The 19,614-nt window shown below is 58.0% G+C and carries 17 protein-coding genes; 16 read left to right on the plus strand and 1 reads right to left on the minus strand.

From position 1 onward, the window contains the following. The first annotated feature begins 17 nt into the window (after nucleotides 1-17). The 13 genes from EU557_RS24725 to EU557_RS24785 all read left to right on the plus strand — a co-directional run bounded on the left by EU557_RS24725 (nucleotide 18) and on the right by EU557_RS24785 (nucleotide 11,478). Nucleotides 18-344, plus strand: a complete 327-nt coding sequence (locus EU557_RS24725; protein ID WP_135398388.1) for a hypothetical protein — start codon at nucleotides 18-20, stop codon at nucleotides 342-344. Continuing rightward, the gene (locus tag EU557_RS24730) at nucleotides 313-2,931 is read left to right on the plus strand and encodes a VirB4 family type IV secretion system protein (protein WP_135533114.1); all 2,619 of its coding nucleotides are present in this window, start codon (nucleotides 313-315) and stop codon (nucleotides 2,929-2,931) included. The genes EU557_RS24725 and EU557_RS24730 overlap by 32 nt, the downstream gene beginning before the upstream one ends. Next, nucleotides 2,928-4,070 carry a hypothetical protein gene (locus tag EU557_RS24735; protein ID WP_135533115.1) on the plus strand — a complete coding sequence of 381 codons (1,143 nt, stop codon included), beginning with the start codon at nucleotides 2,928-2,930 and terminating at the stop codon, nucleotides 4,068-4,070. Before EU557_RS24730 ends, EU557_RS24735 begins: the two co-directional genes overlap by 4 nt. A 114-nt stretch (nucleotides 4,071-4,184) precedes the next feature. Beyond that, nucleotides 4,185-4,934 carry a conjugal transfer protein TraK gene (locus EU557_RS24740; RefSeq protein WP_135533116.1) on the plus strand — a complete coding sequence of 250 codons (750 nt, stop codon included), beginning with the start codon at nucleotides 4,185-4,187 and terminating at the stop codon, nucleotides 4,932-4,934. A 12-nt stretch (nucleotides 4,935-4,946) separates the two neighbouring features. After that, nucleotides 4,947-5,849: a DUF4138 domain-containing protein gene (locus tag EU557_RS24745; RefSeq protein ID WP_135533117.1), complete on the plus strand. Its 903-nt coding sequence runs from the start codon at nucleotides 4,947-4,949 to the stop codon at nucleotides 5,847-5,849. A 20-nt stretch (nucleotides 5,850-5,869) separates the two neighbouring features. Continuing rightward, nucleotides 5,870-7,261, plus strand: a complete 1,392-nt coding sequence (traM, locus tag EU557_RS24750; protein WP_135533118.1) for a conjugative transposon protein TraM — start codon at nucleotides 5,870-5,872, stop codon at nucleotides 7,259-7,261. A 31-nt stretch (nucleotides 7,262-7,292) separates the two neighbouring features. Continuing rightward, entirely contained in the window at nucleotides 7,293-8,180 is an 888-nt protein-coding gene (locus EU557_RS24755) for a hypothetical protein (RefSeq protein ID WP_073112467.1), read from the plus strand. A 6-nt stretch (nucleotides 8,181-8,186) separates the two neighbouring features. Next, nucleotides 8,187-8,726, plus strand: a complete 540-nt coding sequence (locus EU557_RS24760) for a hypothetical protein (RefSeq protein ID WP_135533119.1) — start codon at nucleotides 8,187-8,189, stop codon at nucleotides 8,724-8,726. A 16-nt stretch (nucleotides 8,727-8,742) separates the two neighbouring features. Next, a complete protein-coding gene (locus EU557_RS24765; protein WP_135533120.1) occupies nucleotides 8,743-9,126 on the plus strand; it encodes a hypothetical protein in 384 nt (127 codons plus the stop codon). A gap of 12 nt (nucleotides 9,127-9,138) precedes the next feature. After that, complete coding sequence (locus tag EU557_RS24770) at nucleotides 9,139-9,366, plus strand: hypothetical protein (protein WP_135533121.1); 228 nt, start codon at nucleotides 9,139-9,141, stop codon at nucleotides 9,364-9,366. A gap of 167 nt (nucleotides 9,367-9,533) precedes the next feature. Then, nucleotides 9,534-10,076, plus strand: a complete 543-nt coding sequence (locus tag EU557_RS24775) for a hypothetical protein (RefSeq protein ID WP_135533122.1) — start codon at nucleotides 9,534-9,536, stop codon at nucleotides 10,074-10,076. A gap of 1 nt (nucleotide 10,077) precedes the next feature. Next, a complete protein-coding gene (locus EU557_RS24780; protein ID WP_135533123.1) occupies nucleotides 10,078-10,377 on the plus strand; it encodes a hypothetical protein in 300 nt (99 codons plus the stop codon). A gap of 48 nt (nucleotides 10,378-10,425) precedes the next feature. After that, nucleotides 10,426-11,478 (plus strand): tyrosine-type recombinase/integrase, encoded by a 1,053-nt coding sequence (locus tag EU557_RS24785; RefSeq protein WP_135533124.1) that lies wholly within the window; start codon nucleotides 10,426-10,428, stop codon nucleotides 11,476-11,478. A 216-nt stretch (nucleotides 11,479-11,694) separates the two neighbouring features. Here EU557_RS24785 and EU557_RS24790 read toward each other — a convergent pair whose 3' ends face one another. Next, on the minus strand, nucleotides 11,695-12,078 hold the full coding sequence (locus EU557_RS24790; RefSeq protein ID WP_135533125.1) for a hypothetical protein: 384 nt from the start codon (nucleotides 12,076-12,078) through the stop codon (nucleotides 11,695-11,697). Between the two features lie 148 nt (nucleotides 12,079-12,226). On the opposite strand from EU557_RS24790, the gene EU557_RS24795 reads away from it, so the two are divergent. The 3 genes from EU557_RS24795 to EU557_RS24805 all read left to right on the plus strand — a co-directional run bounded on the left by EU557_RS24795 (nucleotide 12,227) and on the right by EU557_RS24805 (nucleotide 19,568). Then, nucleotides 12,227-12,841, plus strand: coding sequence for a hypothetical protein (locus tag EU557_RS24795; RefSeq protein WP_135533126.1), 615 nt, complete (start codon nucleotides 12,227-12,229; stop codon nucleotides 12,839-12,841). Nucleotides 12,842-13,106: 265 nt separating this feature from the next. After that, nucleotides 13,107-16,685: a helicase-related protein gene (locus tag EU557_RS24800; protein ID WP_135533127.1), complete on the plus strand. Its 3,579-nt coding sequence runs from the start codon at nucleotides 13,107-13,109 to the stop codon at nucleotides 16,683-16,685. Between the two features lie 18 nt (nucleotides 16,686-16,703). Beyond that, nucleotides 16,704-19,568, plus strand: a complete 2,865-nt coding sequence (locus EU557_RS24805) for a DUF1156 domain-containing protein (protein WP_135533128.1) — start codon at nucleotides 16,704-16,706, stop codon at nucleotides 19,566-19,568. The last annotated feature ends 46 nt before the right edge of the window (nucleotides 19,569-19,614 follow it).

Here is a 19,614-nt window from a genome sequence, read left to right on the forward strand (position 1 = left end):
CCTGAGTTTTCGCTCTCATGCGCTCCTATAAGTCTATTGAGCGACCAGCCCAGGTCCTGGGCATGAATATTCAGGACCTGGGCATCATGGTTGGCCTGTTCATCGGTTCCGTGCTGCTGCTCGGATTTCTGGGGATGGCGGTCAAAATCCCCCGCATTATCTACCTGCTCGTCATCATCGTGGAACTGGGCCTCATTATGGGCCTGCGCTACCTGAGCCGCAAGCAAGCGCCCGGCTTCCTGATGGGGTGGCTCTCCTTCACCTTCATTCAGCCCCGCCGCCTGGCCGTGGGGCCTTTACCAACTCCCGCTCATGACAAAAAAGCCAAAAACCACCGCGTTTAGCGCGGTGATGCCGGTGCATAGCTTCGAGGGCGACAAGGTCGTGTTCAAGGATGGGCGCGTCGGCGTGGGCTTCCTGGTCGAGCCGGCCGAAATGGAAAGCTGGACCATTGAAGACTATGAGGCCTTCCAGGCCGCCCTCGTCGGGGTGCTGCGGGCACTGCCGGTGGGCAGCATCGTGCAGAAAACGGACATCTATTACGACCGGCCTTATCGGGAAGACAAAACCCAGCAGACCTACTTTGAAAACAAGATGAACAAGCACTTCTTCGAGCGGCTGGTGCTGTTCCAGAAGTCTTACTTGTTTGTCTCGTTTGCGCCGGCGGCGGTAAAGTCGCCCAAAACCAACGCAGTCAATGCCCTGGTGGCCCGCGCCGGCGAGGCCGTACTCAAGAATCCGTTTGCGCAGCTGGTGCAAACCTTGGAGGTGGCCGAAAGCGGCGCGGTCGAATTCATTCAGGGTATCAAGAACCTGGGCGGCGTCACCTTCGAGCGGCTCAGCAGCCAGGAAATCCACCAGTTGTACCTGCAGTACTTCAACCTCAATTTCGACGGCCAGCCAACCCGGCAGGAGCGCGAGATGGGCAACGATATGGGCACGTTCAGCGTGGGCGAGCAGAAGGTCAATGTCCTGTCGATGGTGGGGCAGGGCTCGGACGCTTACCCGGCCGTGAAAAACAGCTACGGCGTCACCGCGCCCATGCTCTACCCGCTCACGCATATTCTCCAGTGCCCGCACGTGCTCACGCAGGCCCTGATGATTCAGGATACCCGCGCTGAGCTGAGCAGCCTGGATACCGACCGCAAGCTAAATGCCTCGCTTTCGTTCCTGGCCACCCAGGATAACCACCTGCGAGCGGCCGAAGTCGAGGAATTTACCGCCGAGGTTCGGGCCGAAAACAAGCAGATTGTGGGCCTGCATCTCTCGGTTATGCTGTGGGATACCAACGATACCAGCCGGCGGGAAAACGTCGAGCGGGCCACGGCCGCCTTCCGCTATATGTTCGGCACGGAAAGCGTCGTGGAAAGCTACCTGGCCCTGCCGGTGTTCTTCGGCCTGCTGCCGGGCAACGCCAACCAGGTGCCCGACCGCTGGCTGACCACCACCGCCGACCGGGGGGCCTGCTACATGCACTGGACCGCTACCTACAAAACCGACCCGGTAGGGGAATACCTCACGGACCGCTTCCGCAATCTGGTGCAGGTCAACCTGTTCAACACGGCGCTGGACAATCAGAACGCCATGGTTATCGGGCCTTCCGGCTCGGGCAAGTCCTACACTTTCGGCAACCTGATTGTGCAGCGCTACGAGAAGGGGGCGCGGCAAATCATCATGGACGTGGGCGGCACCTACCGCAACGTGCTGCAATCCCTGAATGGGGAGGATTTCGACAACACCTACTTCGAGTACGACCCGCAGCGCCCGATTGAGTTCAACCCCTTCATCGTGCCGCGGGACAAAGCCAACGGGAACAAGTGGCTCTACAACGATGAGAAAACCAACTTCCATCTGGCCCTGATTGCCGCCCTCTGGAAAGGGGGCAAGGATACGGGCCTGGATAAGTCGGAGCGCACCATCCTCAGCCGGTTTCTGATTGAATACTACGTGTATCTCAACGAGCACGACAAGCTGGGGCAGAAGGATGAGGAGTTTCCCGGCATGGAGAGCTTCTACCGCTTCGTGGAGCGCTACGACGCCGATATGCAAAAGCCGGTGTCGGTGCCCGGCGAAGGGCAGGAAGCGGACCCGCTGGACGGGGCGCGCCGGCAGTACCAGAAAAACATGAAGTACATCGACATGCACCAGTTTTTCCTGGTGCTGGGTCAGTACATCAGCGGCGGGCGCTACGAGCGGGTGCTCAACGCCAAGCGCGACGTGGATTTGAGCGAGTACCGGCTCATCTGCTTCGACCTGGCCAAAGTGCAGGCCGACCCCGACCTGTACCCGGTGGTGGCCATGCTCATCACCGAGCTGAGCCTGGACCTGTTCCGCAAGTTCCCGGATGACGTGAAGTACATCGCCCTGGACGAAGCCTGGACGATGCTCAGCGGGGTGCTCTCGGAGTTCATTGAATCCATGTACCGCACGATTCGAAAAACCAACGGCTCGGTGACCATTATTACCCAGGGCATCACCGAGATTACCAGCAGCAAGATTGGCCCGGCCATCATCAACAACTCGGCTACCAAAATTATCCTGCGCCACATCAACCCGGACTCGCTGGCCCAGCTGCAGGCGCCACTCGGTCTGACGGGCCACGAGATGGACCTGATTAAGTCGGTGCGCTCTACGGAAGCGTTGCGCGAGTTCTTCATCAAGCAAGGAGCCAAAGGGAAGGTATTTGCCCTGGAGGCCTCACCCCAGCTCGATGCTATCCTGACTTCCAAGCCGGTGGAGCGCAACCACCTCAACAAGCTGGTGAAGTTCTACCAGCAGACCAACCGCCGCCCCAAAGTGGACAAGGCCGGCCAGCTCGTGGTCGGCACCGATGGGGAGATACAGTACGAGGACGTGAAAGTGCAGCGCCTCGACTACGCCGTGGACCAGTTTGTCGAAGATAAGCAGAGCCGCAAGCTCGGGGGAAAATGATGAGCAACTTTCTAATGGTGGCCTACGGCATCGACCCGGGCTTTTTGCGCGCCTGTGACCAGACCTTAGCCATTGTGCTCACGGCCTGTCGGTTTTTGACGCCCTCGCTGATGGGCATCGCCCTGCTCTACACCATCGGGCGCGGCTTTATCAGCGGTAGCGGCCTGGCAATGGACTGGGGGCCGATTATCAAGGCTACCTGGATATTCTTCCTGCTCTTTTTCTACCAGAGCCTGATTGATACCCTGGGTACCGGCATTGCGGCCTTTACGGCCCTGTTCTCTACCGACCAGTCCGCGGCCGAAGCGCTCAGCGCCCTGACCACGCCGCCGGCGGTGGCGGCAGCGGCCAGCAATGACAATATCGGTATGGGCGACATTGTATCGGGGGCGGCAGCCATGATTAGCAGCATCTCCGACACGCTCAGTTCCTTCACCTTCTCGGGCATTATGACGCGGCTTTTCACGGCCACTACCGTGCTTATCGTCCGGGAAATAATGACGTTCCTGCAACAGTTCATCCTTGGCTTCCTCTACGTTTCCGGCCCTATCGCCATGACGCTTTCCGTCATTCCGGCCTTCGGTCAGCTGGCCATGAAGTGGCTGCAGAACTTCATCGCCGTACAGATGTGGGGGCTCACGTTCGTGCTGCTGGATACCATGTACGGCTTTTTTGCCGACACCCAGCGGGTAGCGGGCGGCATCCTGGCCAGCGGCGGGCCGGCCCAATCGGTGGATGACACCAAGTTCATGCTCATGTCGGTGGCCTTCGTGATGCTCTACATCATCGTGCCCTACCTCACGTCCATGTTTATCGGCTCCTCGGCCGTGCAGGGCTTCGCCGGCCAGATGGCCGGTATGGCAATGGGCGCGGCGACGACGGTGGCCGGGGTGGCGGCTCCCGGCGGGGGCGGTCTTGCCTCAGCCGTGGGTCGGGCAATGGGCAACGCTGGCGGCGGCGGTAGCAGTGGTAGCGGCAGTGCTGGCAGCAGTGGGGGTAGTTCTGGTGGCGGTGGCGGCAGCAGCGGGGGGAGCGGCGAAGCAAGTAGCTCCGCCTCCTCGGGCCTGCCCTCCATTACCATGTCGGACGCCCTGAACCCCTCCTACCGGCAGCGGGCCTCGGGCCTCTGGACTACCTAAATCCCCTCTTCTGAAAGGGTACTCTCTGCTGCTTACTCAAGGGGGCGGTAGGGAAGAAAATGCCCAAACGACCTGATTTCAACCTTCCAGCCTGACTTTCTAACCAGTTATACGATGGATTCCGCCAAAGATTTGAGTACCTCCTTCTCCACCATGCGCAACCTGGCGCTGGGGAGTGTTTTAGCCCTGCTGCTAGTCGCCCTGGCCTCGGGCTTCCTAGTGTACCGGGCCTACGAGAACAGCGGTAAGCGCGTGTACGTCGTTTCGCAGTCCGGCTCGGTGGCGGCTCTTTCGGCCGGCACGGATGCCCACACCGCCTACGAGGCCCGCAACTTGGTGCGCCAGTTCATGCAAACCATGTTCGGCCACGACCAATACACTTACAAGGCCAACCTGGATGCGGCCCTGCCGCTGATTGAGGGCCGCGGGGGCCGCCGGATTTACGAGGGCTTCACGCGGGGTCAGGTGCTGCAGAACTACGAGCGGTACGCGGCCCGCAACGTCGTGACGGTGGATAGTGTGCTCGTGGACATGAGCAAGCGCCCCTGGGCCGGTCAGGTCTACATCAAGCAGCGCATTTTCATCGGCGGCCAACAGAAAGAGCCCCTCCCGCTGGCCGCCAAATTCAACCTGGAAGAAACCAACCGCTCGGATGCCAACCCCTACGGGCTGCTGATTACCAACTTCGACTACATCCCCTACACGCCCACGCTGACGCGGGAAGAAACGGAGCTGCTGCAGTCGCAGGAAGCCGACCGGCAGCGTCGCCTGCAGGAAGCGCAAAGTGGCCTGGCCCCGGCCCCCGATGAGGCCCCGGCTCCGGCTGCTGCCACTCCTGCGCCGGCTGGCCCGGCTCCTCGCTAACCCCTAAACCTGATGTCAATCATGCCTAACTATATCCTGCCGGCCCTGCTGGGCCTGCTTTTTTCCGCTGCCGGGGCCTCGGCCCAAACCGCCCGCACCCAGCGCCCGCCCTCCTCGGTGGTGGTGGCCAATGAAACTCTGCTGGACGTGGCCGTTTCGGACAGCTCCACTACCTACCTCGTGTTCGGTGGCCCGGTGTCGCTCGTCGATGTGGGCATGGCCAATAACTACCTGGTCAAAATCGAAGCAAATGCCGTGTTCGTGCGTGCCAAACGCAAGAATGCGCCCCCTACGCCCATGCTCATTCGCTACGGCTCGAAGTATTGGATGGGGCGTCTCGTGTTTGTCAACCGGCCGGTTCTGCAGCTCTATGACTTTCAGAAGGACGGTGCCCTGGGCATGAGCGGCACCGGCACGGCGGCCGGCTCGGCCCCGGAAAACGAGCTGGCGCTGGACAAGGAGCTGGCGAAGAAAAACGAGGTCGAGGGCAAGCTCAGCAAGCTGCGCAAAGCCAAGGAAGAGCATCAGGCAGTAGCCGTGGTGGATAATGACCTGGTGCTGTCGCTGGCCAACGTACGCAACGACAAGGATTTCACCTACCTGCGTTTCAAGGTCATCAACAAGACCAACATCGACTACAACGTCGATTTCACCGATTTTCAGCTGGTGGAAAACGCCCAGAAGAAGTTTCTGGCCCGCAAAAAGAACGAAGCGCGCCGGCCGCTGGCTCCCTCGGGCGGGCTGGCCAATCAGATTATCACCGGCCGCACCACCGGCTACCTGACCTACGCCATTCCCCTGTACGCGGCCACGGAACGCGGCTACCTGGAAGTAACCCTGCGCGAACTTAACGGGGCACGGGTGCTGGTACTGCCGGTGCCATCGCGGGTCATTAACCGCGCCTCCACCATTTAAGGCCGCCGGCCCCTTTTACTATGGAACCCATCACCTCCCCAAATCAGCCGGCCGTTCAACCGCCGAACCCCGATAATGAGCAGGAGCAACGGCCCGCGGCTGTGGTCGAGAAACGCACGCCCACCGAAATTCTGCGCACCAACTGGATGGCCTTTGCCGGCCTGCTGCTGGTGCTCGTGGTCGGTGGCCTTTTCCTGTGGCTGAAGTCTGCGAAGGAAGCCGCCCAACAGGAAAAAGAGCCGGTAGCGGCGGCCTCGGCCAACATCGAGCCGGAAATTGCCTCGCCCGAAACCTCGCCGTTTTCGCCCGTCGCCTCGCCTTCGGCCCAAATTGAGGCCCAGCGCCGCGCCGAAATGGACGCCAAATCGGCCCCGGCTACCCCAACTGATGAAGATGTAGTCGATGTGTTTGCCGTCGATACGACCGGGCAGGCGCTGCGTCGGCGGCGGCGCGCTCAGGCGGCGGCCCGTCGGGCCGAGGCCGCCCGCGTGGCCGCGGCCGACGTAGATACCATCGAGACGACTATACAAGACCCGAGTACCGGCTCTTACCGCCCGGAAACGCTGGTGGTGCCCCGTCGCCGTATCACGGCCAGCGGCGGCGGTAGCCGGCGGCGTTCCTCTTCGGCCGCCCGTAGCCTGGTGCCGGCACGGGACGCGGACGGTACCCCGTTTGAAACCGACCCGGACGTGCTGGCGATGCTGGCTAGCTCCCCGCCCGAAACCCGCGCTGCCTATGAGCGCATGACGGGAAAACGCTACCGGGACCCCAACCAGACCGCGCAGCTGCTGGCCACCCGGATGAATGCCCCCGGCATGGATGGCTTCAATACCGTCAAGGTGGGCGGGAGTTCCTCGCGCATGATGGCGCAGGGCAACTACCAGCAGCAACAGCAGCTCACCCCCGACGTGTTTTTTAAGTGCGTCATCAACGGGGAGCAGAAGGTCCGCACCGGCTCGGTGGTCATTCTGCGCCTGCTGGAAGATGCCGTAGTCAGCGGCGTGACCTTCCCCAAAAACATGGTCTTCGCGGCCGTGGCCACGGTGGGTAATAACAACGTGACGCTGGAAGTCAACCGCCTCGGGCCCACGCGGGTCGATGCCGACATCTACGACTTCAATTACATGCCCGGCATCATGATTGACCCGGTGAAGCGCATTGCCAAAGATGCCTCGATGGCCGGCAGCGACCTGCAGCAGCAGACCACGCAGGAACTCAGTACCGCCATAGACCGCTCGGCCTCGGCCGCTAACTCGGTGGTGGGCGTCGGAGGCCGCGTCGCGGCGACGGTGCTCTCCCGGCCCAAAACGCGCACCAAGCTGCGCGACGTGCTGCTCCCCGATGGCTACCCCATCCTGATTACCACGGCGGCGGCCGGCCAGTTGGGGCCGGAAGCCGCGAGTGGCCGCTGATTCCTTTCCGTTCACCTAAAAGCTTACGACTATGAAAAAGCTCCTTTTGCCCGCTTTGCTGGCCGTTACGCTGGTTTTCTCCACTAAGGAGGCCTCCGCGCAAGCCGTAGTAAATGACCCACTGCACATGGGCATTCACATTGGCGACTTCGCCAAACGGCTGGCCCAGTGGACCGAAACCGTCAAGAACTACCAGGTAGTAAAAGATGCCCGGCAGATTGCCGGCGTCACCAAGGATATTACCGGTCAGGTAAAGGACATTACCGACCAGACGCTGCAGCTGCAACGGCAGGTGCAGGCCGACTTACGGAAGGTGCAAAGCATTCAGGATTTACGCCTCTCCAACCCGCAGGAGCTGTTTGCGCGGGCGCTGTCCATGTCGGGCCGGGGCCAGAGCAACCAGTATATGCCGGTGTTTCAGAAAGCCGAACGCCTGCGGCAGGCCCTGCAGCTTAACAATCCCCAGCAGGACCTGAACACCGTGTACGACGTGTTTTCCCGCTTTGGCGCGGGGGCCACGGCCGGCAACAACCGTATGAGTTCTTCCCAGTATCAGGCCAAGCGCGAAGAAGCCGCCGTTTCGACCTTCGCCTACGAGGAAATGATGCAGAAGAAGAAGATTGCCACCGCCTTCGGCTACTACAAGATTGCCGACGAAATGACGCAGCAAAGCATTGAAATGAATGCCACGCTGAAGAATCCAGGCCGGTACGCCATGACGGAAGGCGAGCGGATGGCCGCCCTCAACTCCTCAAACGACAACATGATTAAGGCCATGCAGCTGCGCCAGGAAGCCGACCGGCTGTTGGCCGAATCCTCGCAGCCAGGTCCCTCGCGCCAGGCGGCGGAACTGGTGTACGCCGACGTGTTGGTCCAACAGTCACTCATTAAAATGGACCGCGCCCGTCCCCGTCGCTAAACCTGCATGAAAAAGCTCCTGCTTGTGGCTCTTGCAATGGCTGGGGCCGGCACATCGCCGGCCCTGGCTCAACGCCACGTTAAACACATTTCCAGCTGGGGTGCCCATCTCGGGCGCTCCGAAAAGGGCGACTACTACGAGTTGAGCTACACTTCCATGCTCACCAATAAGCTGGCCCTGCGGGCCAGTGGCCTGCGGGATGCTGGCAACCTCGGCGCTCAGGGTGAATACTCGACCTATCAGGGCCGGCTGTTCATCGCCCCGCAACTGTTCCGCATTGGGGAGTTTGCCTACGTGCATCTGCTTATTGGGGCGGGGGCCGGCTACGAGCGCACCAACGAGAATCGCACGGGCGAGCTGGCTGCCGATGCCAGCGAGCCGCAACGCTTCACCTACGGCCCGCAAGCCGGGGCCGAAGTTGATTTCTTCCTCGGCAACCGCCTTTCCCTCGTGGCTACCGGCACGAAAGGCTACCTGTTCAACAACCCTTTAATCGACCAATGGCCCGGCAACGCGAGTGCCGGCCTGCGGTATCACTTCCGCTAACCACCCTTTCTGACCTATGAAACGATTTGCCTATCTACTGCTGAGCTGCGCGGCCCTGGCCACCAGCTGCTCGAAAGACAACGATGCTACGCCCTCGGGGCCAAAAGAGTATCAGGTAGAATACAAGGTTACCTCCAATGCCCCGGTATCGGATTACCTGAGCTACACCAACGAAAGCGGTGGCAGTACGACGCTCAGCAACACGCCCCTGCCAGCAAACTACAAGTTTAAGCGCACCATGAAGCAGGGCGATAACCTGACCATCCTGGCCAGCATCGACGGCGGCACGGCGGCCTCGGAAATCACCTGCTCCATCCTGCTGGATGGCAAAGAGGTCAAGAAGGAAACCGGCCGGGGCGTCGATGCGCAGGCCGTGCCGGTGTACGTCATCGGGGAATAGCTCTTCCTGCTTATGCTGACCAACCTCAATTCATGCCTGCTCCCATTCATCGGGCTGTCAGCCGGTGCTGTCAGCATGGTCACGGTTGTGGCTGCTCGGCCGCGTGGCCACCAACCGGCGCTGCCCGCGCTGCTTCCTTATTGGCACCATCTGCCCGGTACCTCACGCTCAGCTTACTCAATTACTTTCAACTCTATTCTGTCGCTACAAACAGTGCGGATAAATATTGTCAGTAGCTAATGGATACCCGGCCGATTTCTGGCTGGGTATTTTTTTTGCCGTACGTTTGAAAACAAGTTATGATAATACCCAATTATCATAACTTGTTTTTTTATCTCAACTAAAGGCAAATACTACTGGTAAAAGCTTCTATCCCTATGCGACTCTCACCCGCAATTTATAACAGCATGTCTGACTACGAAGATGGCTACGAGGCTGGCCGCAACGCGCCCAACATTCGACAGTCCTATCAAAACGGTAAGGCTATTGGCAACGGACTAGCCGTGGTGCTGGGCCTGGGCTTTCGCTTGGTAGTCGAAACGCTGGTGCTGGCTCCGTTCCTAGTGCTGGGCCTGGTGCTGACAACCAACCTGGATTTTTTCGGGCCGGGTTTTGGGTATGCCCGGCTGCTGAGCATCGGGGCGCTGGCCTACGGCTTCTACGCGCTGCTCTATTTACTTAAAGGAGTGGCTATCGGCCTGCGCCTGCGCGGTACCCGGCACTGGCTGCTGCCGTTCACGCTTTGCCTGCTGGTGGCCTGCTTCATCCCGTCGCTGCTGTTGCACCTGTTCATCGTGCACACCGTCAAGGCCGCTCACCCGGTTTTGGTGTGGGTGGTGCCGGGGCTGTTCGCCCTCTACACGTATTCCCGCTACCGCTTCACGGAAGACATTGCCCCCAACCTCGTGCTCTGGGCTTACCGGCGCGGCTACCACTGGACTGTTAAGTAATATGAGTCAGCTGGAATTTGTTGAGCGCGTGACAATACAGGCGCTGGCCTACCTGCAGCAAGCCCGCGCTTATAAGCCCACGCCGGAAGAATACATCAAATGGGTGGATAGTCACCCATCGGCCATTCGGGTACTGCTGTTGCGGCGGGGCATGGCAGCGTGCTGGGCGGGCGGCTCCCCCTCGTTTCAGGATTTCATCCTCACCCAACGGGGCCACTCGGTACACGACTACACGGCCCACCAGCTCAGCGAAGCAGATTACCTGCGTTGGGTGAACTTCATGGACGACACCACCTTCTAAGCATGGCCGTGTGCATCCGCTGCTCAACTTTGCCCTTCCCTCCGAATTATGAGTAAATCCCTACGCAACGTGCCAGCTGTAACGACGGGCTCATCAGTCGCTGCCAACTTGGCGCGGGCTTCCTCCAAAGTGGCCGGTTTCCTGGAAACGGGCCTGCAGGGTGCCGCCAACACGGAGCGGGCTTATAAGTCGGACCTGAACACCTACGCCGAGTTTTGCGCGCTGCACGGATTTACGGCAGTGCCGGCCGACGTCACCACGCTGACGGAATACGTGGCCTACCTGGCCTCCGAAAAGCCGACTCCCGATGCAGGGGGCAGTAGGGAGAAAAAGAAGGGGCAACAACCCCTCACCAGGCCGCACGCGCTGGCCACTATCCGGCGGCACCTTGCCGCCATCCGCAAGGCGCATCAGCTCAGCGGCCACTCGATGCCGGCGACGGTGGATGCGCTCAACATCGTCATGGAAGGCATTGCCCGCACCCTGGGCAAGCGGCAGGACCAGGCGCTGGCTTTTACCGTCGAGGAGTTGAAACAGGCCATTCGTAGCATCGACCTGGAAACGACGGCGGGCCTGCGGGACCGGGCGCTGCTGCTGGTGGGCTTCGCGGGGGCTTTCCGGCGCTCCGAACTGGTGGACCTCAACATCGAGCAGTTAGAATTCACGGAGCGGGCCTTGCTGGTGCATCTGGCCAAAAGCAAGACCAATCAGTATGGCGCGGTGGAGGACAAAGCCATTTTCTACGCCCCCAATGCAGATTTCTGCCCCGTGCGCTGCCTCCGGGCCTGGCTTAATCTGCTGGGCCGGACCAAGGGGCCGCTGTTCGTGAAGATTCCGCGGGCGACTCCGGGGCAGATGGCTGCCCCTTCGGACAAGCGCCTTTCGGATATTTCCATCAACAAGCTGGTGCAAAAGCGCCTTGGCTCGGCTTACTCGGCTCACTCATTGCGGGTATCTTTTGTGACGGTAGCCGTGCTCAATGGGCAATCCCACAAGGCTATTAAAAACCAGACCAAGCAGAAAACGGATGCTATGATTGAGCGCTACACGCAGCTCAACAACGTGGTTTCGTACAATGCTGCTCAATCTCTCGGGCTGTAGCGGCAGAGCACCGCCTCTTCAATTCACTGCCTCGTTACTGTGCAAATCCGCCAGTGAGGCGCCCTGATTTATAAACGGACGCTCTTGATAAGTAAGGGCGCTATTGACATCATGCGAATGTTCGTTTACTTGTGCAGAATAGCGCATAGATTTGAGCGTCGATTCTCTACCCACATATAAACAAACTTATGCGCGTTCTCCTCGACACCAACATCGTTATCCACCGGGAACGTGACGGTCGATACCCCGCGCTACTACTTGCCGCCCACCGAGGCGGGACCGAAGACCTTCAGTCCCCTGCAGCACCTGTTTCCGCAGCACGTGACGCCGGAGCGGTTGTATTTGGAAACCAAATGGGCCAGTTTGATTCCCTACCAGAAAACGGCCGATTTGCTCCACGACGTGTTGCCCATTGCTGCGAAGCTCACGGGCACGACCATTCAGCAGCACCTGCACGCGGTGGTCGAAGCGCAGGAACAGCAGCTGCCCGCGGAAGTGTCCTCTTTTCAGGGCGTTTGTCAGCGCGACCGCGAGGCCTTGCCGTGCCCGCCCCGCCCGCTGGTGGTCGGCCTCGACGGCGGCTACGTCCGGCACTGGCATAAGAAAGGTTGTTTCGAGGTGATTGCGGGCAAAAGTATTCCCGCCGAAGGGACTGCCAAATGCTTCGGTTTCGTGCAGGAGCGATGCCAAGCCGCGCCGACGGGTGTTCGAGGTCCTGCGCTCGCAAGGCTTACAGGCCAATCAGTCCGTGGAATTCTTTACCGATGGCGCCTCCATTCTTCGGTCGCTGACCAGTTATTTGAGTGCGGAGTCCACCCACATCCTGGACTGGTTTCACCTGACCATGCGCCTGACGGTGCTGCAGCAGTACGCACTGGGCTTCGCTCATGTCGACGCGGCCGGTGCAAAAGCGCTGCAAGACGGCTTGACCAGCATCAAATGGCACCTCTGGCATGGCAACGCCGAGCGGGCCCTGGAAAAGATACTGGACCTGGACGATATCCTGGCTACGCACCAAGACGACCCGCTCGTAGCCAAGAAATACAGCAAGTGCAAGCCGTTGGCCCGGCTACTGGCTGATTTTCACACCTACGAGGAGCAAAACAGCGGCTTCATCGTGGACTACTCCGAGCGCCAGCGCTACGGCGAACGCGTCTCCACCAGCTTTGTGGAGTCGGCGGTAAATCAGGTGCTGGCCAAGCGAATGGTGAAGCGGCAACAAATGCAGTGGACCAAAAAGGGCGCGCATCTGCTCATACAGGCCCGTACCAAGGTGCTCAACGAGGAATGGGAAGACTGTTTCCGGCAGCAGTATCCGGACTTCCGGTCAGTGCCAACGGAACCGATGCAGATGGCCGCCTAAATCCATTGCCCCACACTTTTTGATGCTCTCCATACAAGCCTTCCTATAACAGCCTTTTTAAGCTAGATTCAGACACCTCAATAATGTCAACGTCATTCATAGTTAAGCCTAGTTAGGGACCGCAAAGTGTATGATTGCCAATTTTATTGGTTTTGAATCAACTAAAAATATTGGCAAAGAGCGCTTCTTGCCTTCGTCGGCTTTACAGCTACCTTTGATACTGTCCCAAGTTGGCCTTTTTTGGTAGAAGCTTTTTTTGCCCACTATGCTTAGTCTCGATGCTATCCGTCCCCGGATGTTTTTACGGGGTATTTTGTCCGACCAGATTGTTCAGGTGATTGCGCTGGAGCATGCTGGACCTGATGCGGCCACATTGTATTTTAAGGGGGCAGACGGGCGTCCAAGCGAACAGTTTTTATCCCGCGCCGACGAAGCCAAGCTGGACGAAGCAGTAGCAGAACAACGCCCGTGGACGTTTACCGGCGATGCCTCTCAGTTCATCTTGGCGACGGAGGCCCACCGCATTCGCCTAGCCCACTTGTTTGACCCGATGATGGCAGTCCACACATCGGACGTGGAACCGCTACCCCATCAGATTACAGCGGTCTACGAAACCATGTTGCCTCGTCAACCATTGCGGTTCGTGCTGGCAGATGACCCAGGGGCTGGAAAAACCATCATGGCAGGCCTCCTAATCCGGGAGCTAACCATGCGGGCCGATGCTCAGCGCGTCTTGATTGTTGCTCCTGGTAGCCTGGTCGAACAGTGGCAAGATGAACTGCTGCAAAAGTTTGGGTTGGAGTTTACCATTTTCTCCCGTGACCTCATCAACCAGTCGCCTACAGGCAATGCCTTCGCGGGCCACGACCGGCTGATTGCCCGGCTGGACCAACTTAGTCGAAATTGCACTTCGGGAAAAGACGAGCCACCAGGCCCCTTAGAGGAGCTACTAGATGCTTCCCGATGGGATTTGATTATTGTCGACGAGGCCCATAAAATGGCCGCGCATTGGAGTGGGCAGGAGGTAAAGCCCTCCGACCGGTACCGACTTGGCATGAAGTTGGGCAAGTTGACCCGCCACTTCCTGCTAATGACTGCTACGCCGCATAATGGCAAGGAGGAGGACTTTCAACTGTTCATGTCGCTACTTGATTCGGAGCGATTTGACGGTAAGTTTCGGGATGGAGTACACCGGGCTGACGTGTCGGACTTGATGCGCCGCATGGTTAAAGAGGACCTGCGCACGTTCGACAATAGGCCTCTTTTTCCAGAGCGTAAGCCTTATACGGTACTTTACGATTTGTCCTCCGCCGAGCAGGCGCTCTACGACGCGGTGACGCAGTACGTGGAAAACGAAATGGATAAGGCCGACCTTATCACGGATGGGCGTCGGCGCAGTGTTGCAGGCTTCGCACTGACTTCGTTGCAGCGCCGCTTGGCTTCTAGCCCGGGTGCTATCTACAAGTCGCTACGGCGGCGTCGGGAGCGACTTGAGGAACGGGTAGTGCAGGAATTGGCCCGCGTCGGAGCCGATGGAAGTATTGTGGCCAGCTTCACTTCGTTTGACTTGCCAGACGATTTGGATGAGGACCTGCCAGCGGGCGAATACGAAGAATCAGAAGATGATGCCTCCACGCGCACCACGGCCGCCCGAACAGTTAAAGAGTTGGAAGAGGAAGTCGCTCGGTTGCTGGTATTAGAGGAACAGGCCCGAAAACTTCGCGAATCCCAGGAAGATTGTAAATGGGAAAAACTGTCCGGGATGCTGCAAAGCAACCCGCTCATCAAGGACGAGTCAGGCCGGCCTCGCAAGCTTATCATCTTCACCGAGTACCGCGACACGTTACTGTATCTACAGGACCGCATTCAGGGCCTCATCGGGGATGCAGATGCCGTTGTAGTCATTGACGGCAGCACTCCACGCGATGTGCGCCGCCAGGTGCAGGACCGCTTCCGTCAGGATGACCGGGTGCGGGTGCTGCTTGCCACGGATGCAGCAGGAGAGGGAGTCAATTTGCAAACGGCTCACCTGATGGTTAACTACGACTTGCCGTGGAACCCAAACCGCCTAGAGCAACGCTTCGGGCGTATCCACCGCATTGGCCAAACCGAAGTCTGCCACCTGTGGAACCTGGTCGCCAAGGGCACCCGCGAAGGCAGTGTGTACGAGCGCCTGCTGATGAAGCTGGAAACCATCAGCCAGGACTTGCAAGGCCGGGTGTTTGACGTGCTAGGGGAAGTGTTTGAGGGAAAACCCCTGCGCGAGCTACTGGTTGAGGCCATTCGTTACGGCGACCAGCCCGAAGTACGCTCCCGGCTTAACCGGCAAATGGATACGGCCTTGGACGAAGACCATTTGCGCTCAGTGATTACGCGGAATGCGCTGTGCGAAGAGATTTTTGGCACCCAGCGCTTGCACGAGGTGCGCGAACAGATGGAGCAGGCCGAAGCGCGCAAGTTGCAGCCCTATTTCGTGCAGGACTTCGTGAAAAGGTCCTTTCGACGCTTGGGCGGAGAGTTGCGCGAACAGGAAACCGGCCGCTTCAAAATCTCCTATGTACCCGTTTCGCTACGGGACCACGACCGGCAGTTGGGCAGTGCCGACCGCCGCTTGGTGCTCGACCGCTACGACCGGGTTTGCTTCGAGAAGAAACTAATGCGGCCCCAGGGCAAGCCGGCAGCCGACTTGCTGCACCCTGGTCACCCCTTTGTCCGCGCCCTGACGAGTCTAACCGTGCAGCAGTGCCTACCCGCGCTACGGCAAGGAGCAGTTTTAGTCGACCCCAACGACGACGGGGAGCAGCCGCGGCTACTGTTTCTGATGGACCACGTTATCCGGGAAGCAGATGCCACCAGCGGCGCGGAACTTTCACGCCGGCTGCATTTCGTTTCCATTGCCCCAAACGGAGTGGCTACCGCTGCCGGATGGGCACCGCATTTGGATTTGCAGCCCTTGCCGGAAGAACTGGAAACATTGGCTGACCCATACCGCCAGCAAGATTGGTTGGCTAGGCCGGATTTGGAGCAACTAGCACTGAGGTACGCCGCCGCCGAACTCGTACCCGCTCATTTGCAGGAAGTGCGTGCCCGTCGGGAGGAATTCGTTGACAAAACCTATAATGCCGTTTACGAGCGCCTGACTCGTGAGCTGGAGTATTGGGACGACCAGGTAGCCAAAGCGCAGAGCGCTTTAGAGGCGGGCAAAACGCTGGCACCCGCCAACTTGGCTAAAGCGGAGCAAAACCACGAATCCTTGCTCTCCCGTCGCACCCAGCGGTTGGCTGAGCTTCGGCAGATGCGTCATGTTGTCTCTGCAACGCCCATTGTGATGGGCGGGGCACTGGTGCTGCCCGCAGGCCTAGTAGCGCGGCTCACTGGCCAGGAAGAGTTCGTAGCCTTTGCCGCTGATGCTGCCGCCCGCGCCCGCACGGAGATGCTGGCCATGCAGGCAGTGTTTAATGCTGAAAAGGCGTTGGGCCACATTACCCGTGATGTTTCGGCTGCGCGTTGTGGTTGGGATATTACGGCAACTCTCCCAATACCTGCCACCGGCCGACTTCCCTCCGAACGCCACTTGGAGGTAAAAGGCATTGGGGTTGGCAACGACACCGTGATTCTGACGCGCAACGAAATTCACTACGGCCTGAACCAACACGATAAATTTGTACTGGCTTTGGTCTTAGTGCATCCTGACGGGAGCACCCAGGGCCCTTTTTATGTGCAGCAGCCTTTCACCTCCCGTGACACGCCCGCCGAAGGGTCCGTGCATTCCGCTTATCAGCTGAAGCACTTCCTGAACCGGGCTGTTTCGCCGGCGCTGTACTACGATTCATTTCCTCTCTAGACGGCTTTCGCCTTTTTCATGGCCCTCCGCATACCCCGCAAACTCATCGAAGTAGCACTTCCGCTTGACGATATCAATACGGCAGCTGCTCGCGAAAAATCTATTCGCCACGGACACCCTAGTACACTACATCTGTGGTGGGCTCGGCGGCCGCTGGCGGCTGCACGAGCTGTGCTATTCGCACAAATGGTCAATGACCCAGGCGGTGTGCGAGGATGGGGGGCATATGCTGGCCAAACCAAAGAAAAAGCTCAACAGGAGAGGGAGGAGCTTTTCGACATTATCCGCGAGTTGGTTAAATGGGAGAATACCAGCAACGAAACAGTATTGGAGCGAGCCCGTCAAGCCATCCGAAAAAGCTGGCAGGAAACCTGTGAGATGAATAAGGGAGTGGCGGGGTTTGACCCTGAATTGCTTCCAGCATTTCACGACCCCTTCGCCGGTGGCGGTGCCCTTCCTTTGGAAGCGCAGCGCTTAGGCCTGGTAAGCTATGCTTCGGACTTGAACCCTGTGGCGGTCCTCATTAACAAAGCGATGATTGAGATTCCACCGCGTTTTGCTAACAGACTACCTACCGGGCCATTGCCTGGTCGTGCGTCACAAGGTAAAATCAAGGAGTTTAACGCGGCATTTCCAGGCGCATACGGGCTAGCTGAAGATGTAAAAAGGTACGGGCATTGGGTCCGAGAGGAAGCTTTTTCGCGAATCGGTCACCTTTACCCTAAAGTAGCCTTACCTACCGTGTATGGTGGAGGAACGGCAACTGTTATTGCTTGGCTTTGGGCGCGAACAGTTGCAAGCCCGAACCCTGCATTAAGTGGTACCCATGTGCCGTTGGTGTCGTCTTTTTGGCTTTCCAAGAAAACTACCAATAGAGCATGGGTTGAGGCAATAATAGAGGATTCCAATTATCACTTTGAAGTCCGCACCGGAGAGAAGGGTCCTTCTATGGAGGAAACCGTCAATAGAAAAGGTGCTTACTGCATCCTGTCAAAGCAACCTATTCCCTTCTCTTACATAAGAGAAGAGGGTAAAGCCGGGCGGCTGAAAGAAAAGCTCTTTGCAATCGTAGTCGAAGGGCCACGAGGTAGATATTATCTATCTCCAGAGCAATACCATGTAGCTACTGCTGAGTCAGCAGTTCCCTCTTGGAAGCCGGATTTCGACCTTCCATTAAATCCACGCGATTTTAAAACTCCGAACTACGGAATCACATCGTTCGGAGACTTATTTACGCCCCGCCAGTTAGTTGCGCTCAATACGCTTGTGGACGTAGTTGCAGACGCAAGAGAAAAAGTCATAAGCGACACGGTCAAAAGCGGCGGGCTTGATGACGGTGTTAGTCTTGAGGAGGGTGGGAATCAGGCAACAGCGTACGCTGACGCTATAGCGGTGTACTTGACCTTCGCAATCAGTCGTACAGCCGACCGATGCTCAAACGTATGTACGTGGGACTCTAGTCCCAAAATGGAGGCCCTGCGGAATACTTACGGTCGACAAGCTATTCCCATGACTTGGGACTTTGCAGAAGGAAATCCGTTTTCAGAGTCTTCTGGCAATTACCTGAACAATATCGATTGGATTGTGAAGGCACTGCAATTCGTGTCCCCGAATGTTGCGGGATTTGCAAAGCAAGTTGATGCTCAGCAACAAACGATTAGCAAGAATAAAGTCATCTCTACAGACCCTCCCTACTACGATAATATTGGCTATGCTGACCTATCCGACTTCTTTTACATCTGGTTAAGACGTTCATTGCATGGTGTTATGCCCAAGCTGTTTTCAACAATGGCTGTTCCCAAAGCTGATGAATTGGTGGCGTCTCCTTATCGTCATGGAGGGAAAGAAGCGGCGAATAGCTTTTTCATAAATGGGATGACGCAAGCAATACATGCTTTGGCTGAACAAGCTCATCCTGCATTCCCGGTAACAATTTACTATGCCTTCAAACAGTCTGATACAACGGACTCTGGAACTGTATCAACCGGGTGGGATGCTTTCTTGGAAGCGGTAATTTCCGCAGGATTTTCCATCTCAGGCACATGGCCCATGAGAACTGAAATGGGAAATCGGATGATAGGTGCCGATAGCAATGCGCTAGCATCCAGTATCATCTTGGTGTGTCAAAAGCGTGACATTGTTGCTGATGAGGTGTCTCGAAGAGAATTTATGCGCGAATTGAGACTCGCTCTGCCGGAAGCATTGGAAGCAATGATTGCTGGTAGAAACGGGGTAAGTCCTGTTGCACCGGTGGATTTGGCTCAATCTGCTATCGGGCCTGGAATTGCAGTTTTTTCTCGGTTTAAAGCAGTGCTTGAGTCCGATGGTAAGCCCATGTCAGTTCACACCGCTCTTACCCTGATTAATAAGGAAGTAGATGGATACTTTTTCACCGCAGAGGGTGACCTTGATGCAGAGAGTCGGTTTTGTTTGGCTTGGTTTGACCAGTATGCGTGGAGTCCCAGCTCGTTTGGTGATGCCGATGTTTTGGCACGCGCAAAGGGTACTAGCGTGGCTGGCGTTCAGTTGGCTGGTGGCCTCGAAGCACTCGGGGGCAAGGTGCGTCTTCTACGCCCAACTGAGTATCCTACTTCTTGGCATCCCACTCTCGATGCCCGCACATCAGCATGGGAAGCCTTACATCATCTAATCCGGGTGCTGCGACAGTCAGGGGAAACTCCTACTGGTCGCTTACTAGCAGCAATGCCAGCACTGGCCGAGCCAGTGCGGCAATTAGCCTATCGCCTCTACACCCAATGTGAGCGAACGGGCCGAGCAGAAGACGCCCGCGCCTACAATGAACTCATCATTGCGTGGCCTTCCCTTCAGGAAGTTGTACAGGCACAACCTGTAGGCGCGTCCCAAACTTCCATCGAATTCTAAACTAGTCGGCTCTGCCAGTCGCCTTCTATCATCCCAGCGGTAATTA

This window comes from Hymenobacter wooponensis (assembly GCF_004745865.1).
Taxonomy (GTDB): Bacteria; Bacteroidota; Bacteroidia; order Cytophagales; family Hymenobacteraceae; genus Hymenobacter; species Hymenobacter wooponensis.

Bases quoted from the DNA above. Each gene is read 5' to 3' on its own strand.
- EU557_RS24725 (WP_135398388.1), top strand. From the start codon at position 18: ATGCGCTCCTATAAGTCTATTGAGCGACCAGCCCAGGTCCTGGGCATG.
- EU557_RS24730 (WP_135533114.1), top strand. From the start codon at position 313: ATGACAAAAAAGCCAAAAACCACCGCGTTTAGCGCGGTGATGCCGGTG.
- EU557_RS24735 (WP_135533115.1), top strand. From the start codon at position 2,928: ATGATGAGCAACTTTCTAATGGTGGCCTACGGCATCGACCCGGGCTTT.
- EU557_RS24740 (WP_135533116.1), top strand. From the start codon at position 4,185: ATGGATTCCGCCAAAGATTTGAGTACCTCCTTCTCCACCATGCGCAAC.
- EU557_RS24745 (WP_135533117.1), top strand. From the start codon at position 4,947: ATGTCAATCATGCCTAACTATATCCTGCCGGCCCTGCTGGGCCTGCTT.
- traM (WP_135533118.1), top strand. From the start codon at position 5,870: ATGGAACCCATCACCTCCCCAAATCAGCCGGCCGTTCAACCGCCGAAC.
- EU557_RS24755 (WP_073112467.1), top strand. From the start codon at position 7,293: ATGAAAAAGCTCCTTTTGCCCGCTTTGCTGGCCGTTACGCTGGTTTTC.
- EU557_RS24760 (WP_135533119.1), top strand. From the start codon at position 8,187: ATGAAAAAGCTCCTGCTTGTGGCTCTTGCAATGGCTGGGGCCGGCACA.
- EU557_RS24765 (WP_135533120.1), top strand. From the start codon at position 8,743: ATGAAACGATTTGCCTATCTACTGCTGAGCTGCGCGGCCCTGGCCACC.
- EU557_RS24770 (WP_135533121.1), top strand. From the start codon at position 9,139: ATGCTGACCAACCTCAATTCATGCCTGCTCCCATTCATCGGGCTGTCA.
- EU557_RS24775 (WP_135533122.1), top strand. From the start codon at position 9,534: ATGTCTGACTACGAAGATGGCTACGAGGCTGGCCGCAACGCGCCCAAC.
- EU557_RS24780 (WP_135533123.1), top strand. From the start codon at position 10,078: ATGAGTCAGCTGGAATTTGTTGAGCGCGTGACAATACAGGCGCTGGCC.
- EU557_RS24785 (WP_135533124.1), top strand. From the start codon at position 10,426: ATGAGTAAATCCCTACGCAACGTGCCAGCTGTAACGACGGGCTCATCA.
- EU557_RS24790 (WP_135533125.1), bottom strand. From the start codon at position 12,078: ATGCCAGTGCCGGACGTAGCCGCCGTCGAGGCCGACCACCAGCGGGCG.
- EU557_RS24800 (WP_135533127.1), top strand. From the start codon at position 13,107: ATGCTTAGTCTCGATGCTATCCGTCCCCGGATGTTTTTACGGGGTATT.
- EU557_RS24805 (WP_135533128.1), top strand. From the start codon at position 16,704: ATGGCCCTCCGCATACCCCGCAAACTCATCGAAGTAGCACTTCCGCTT.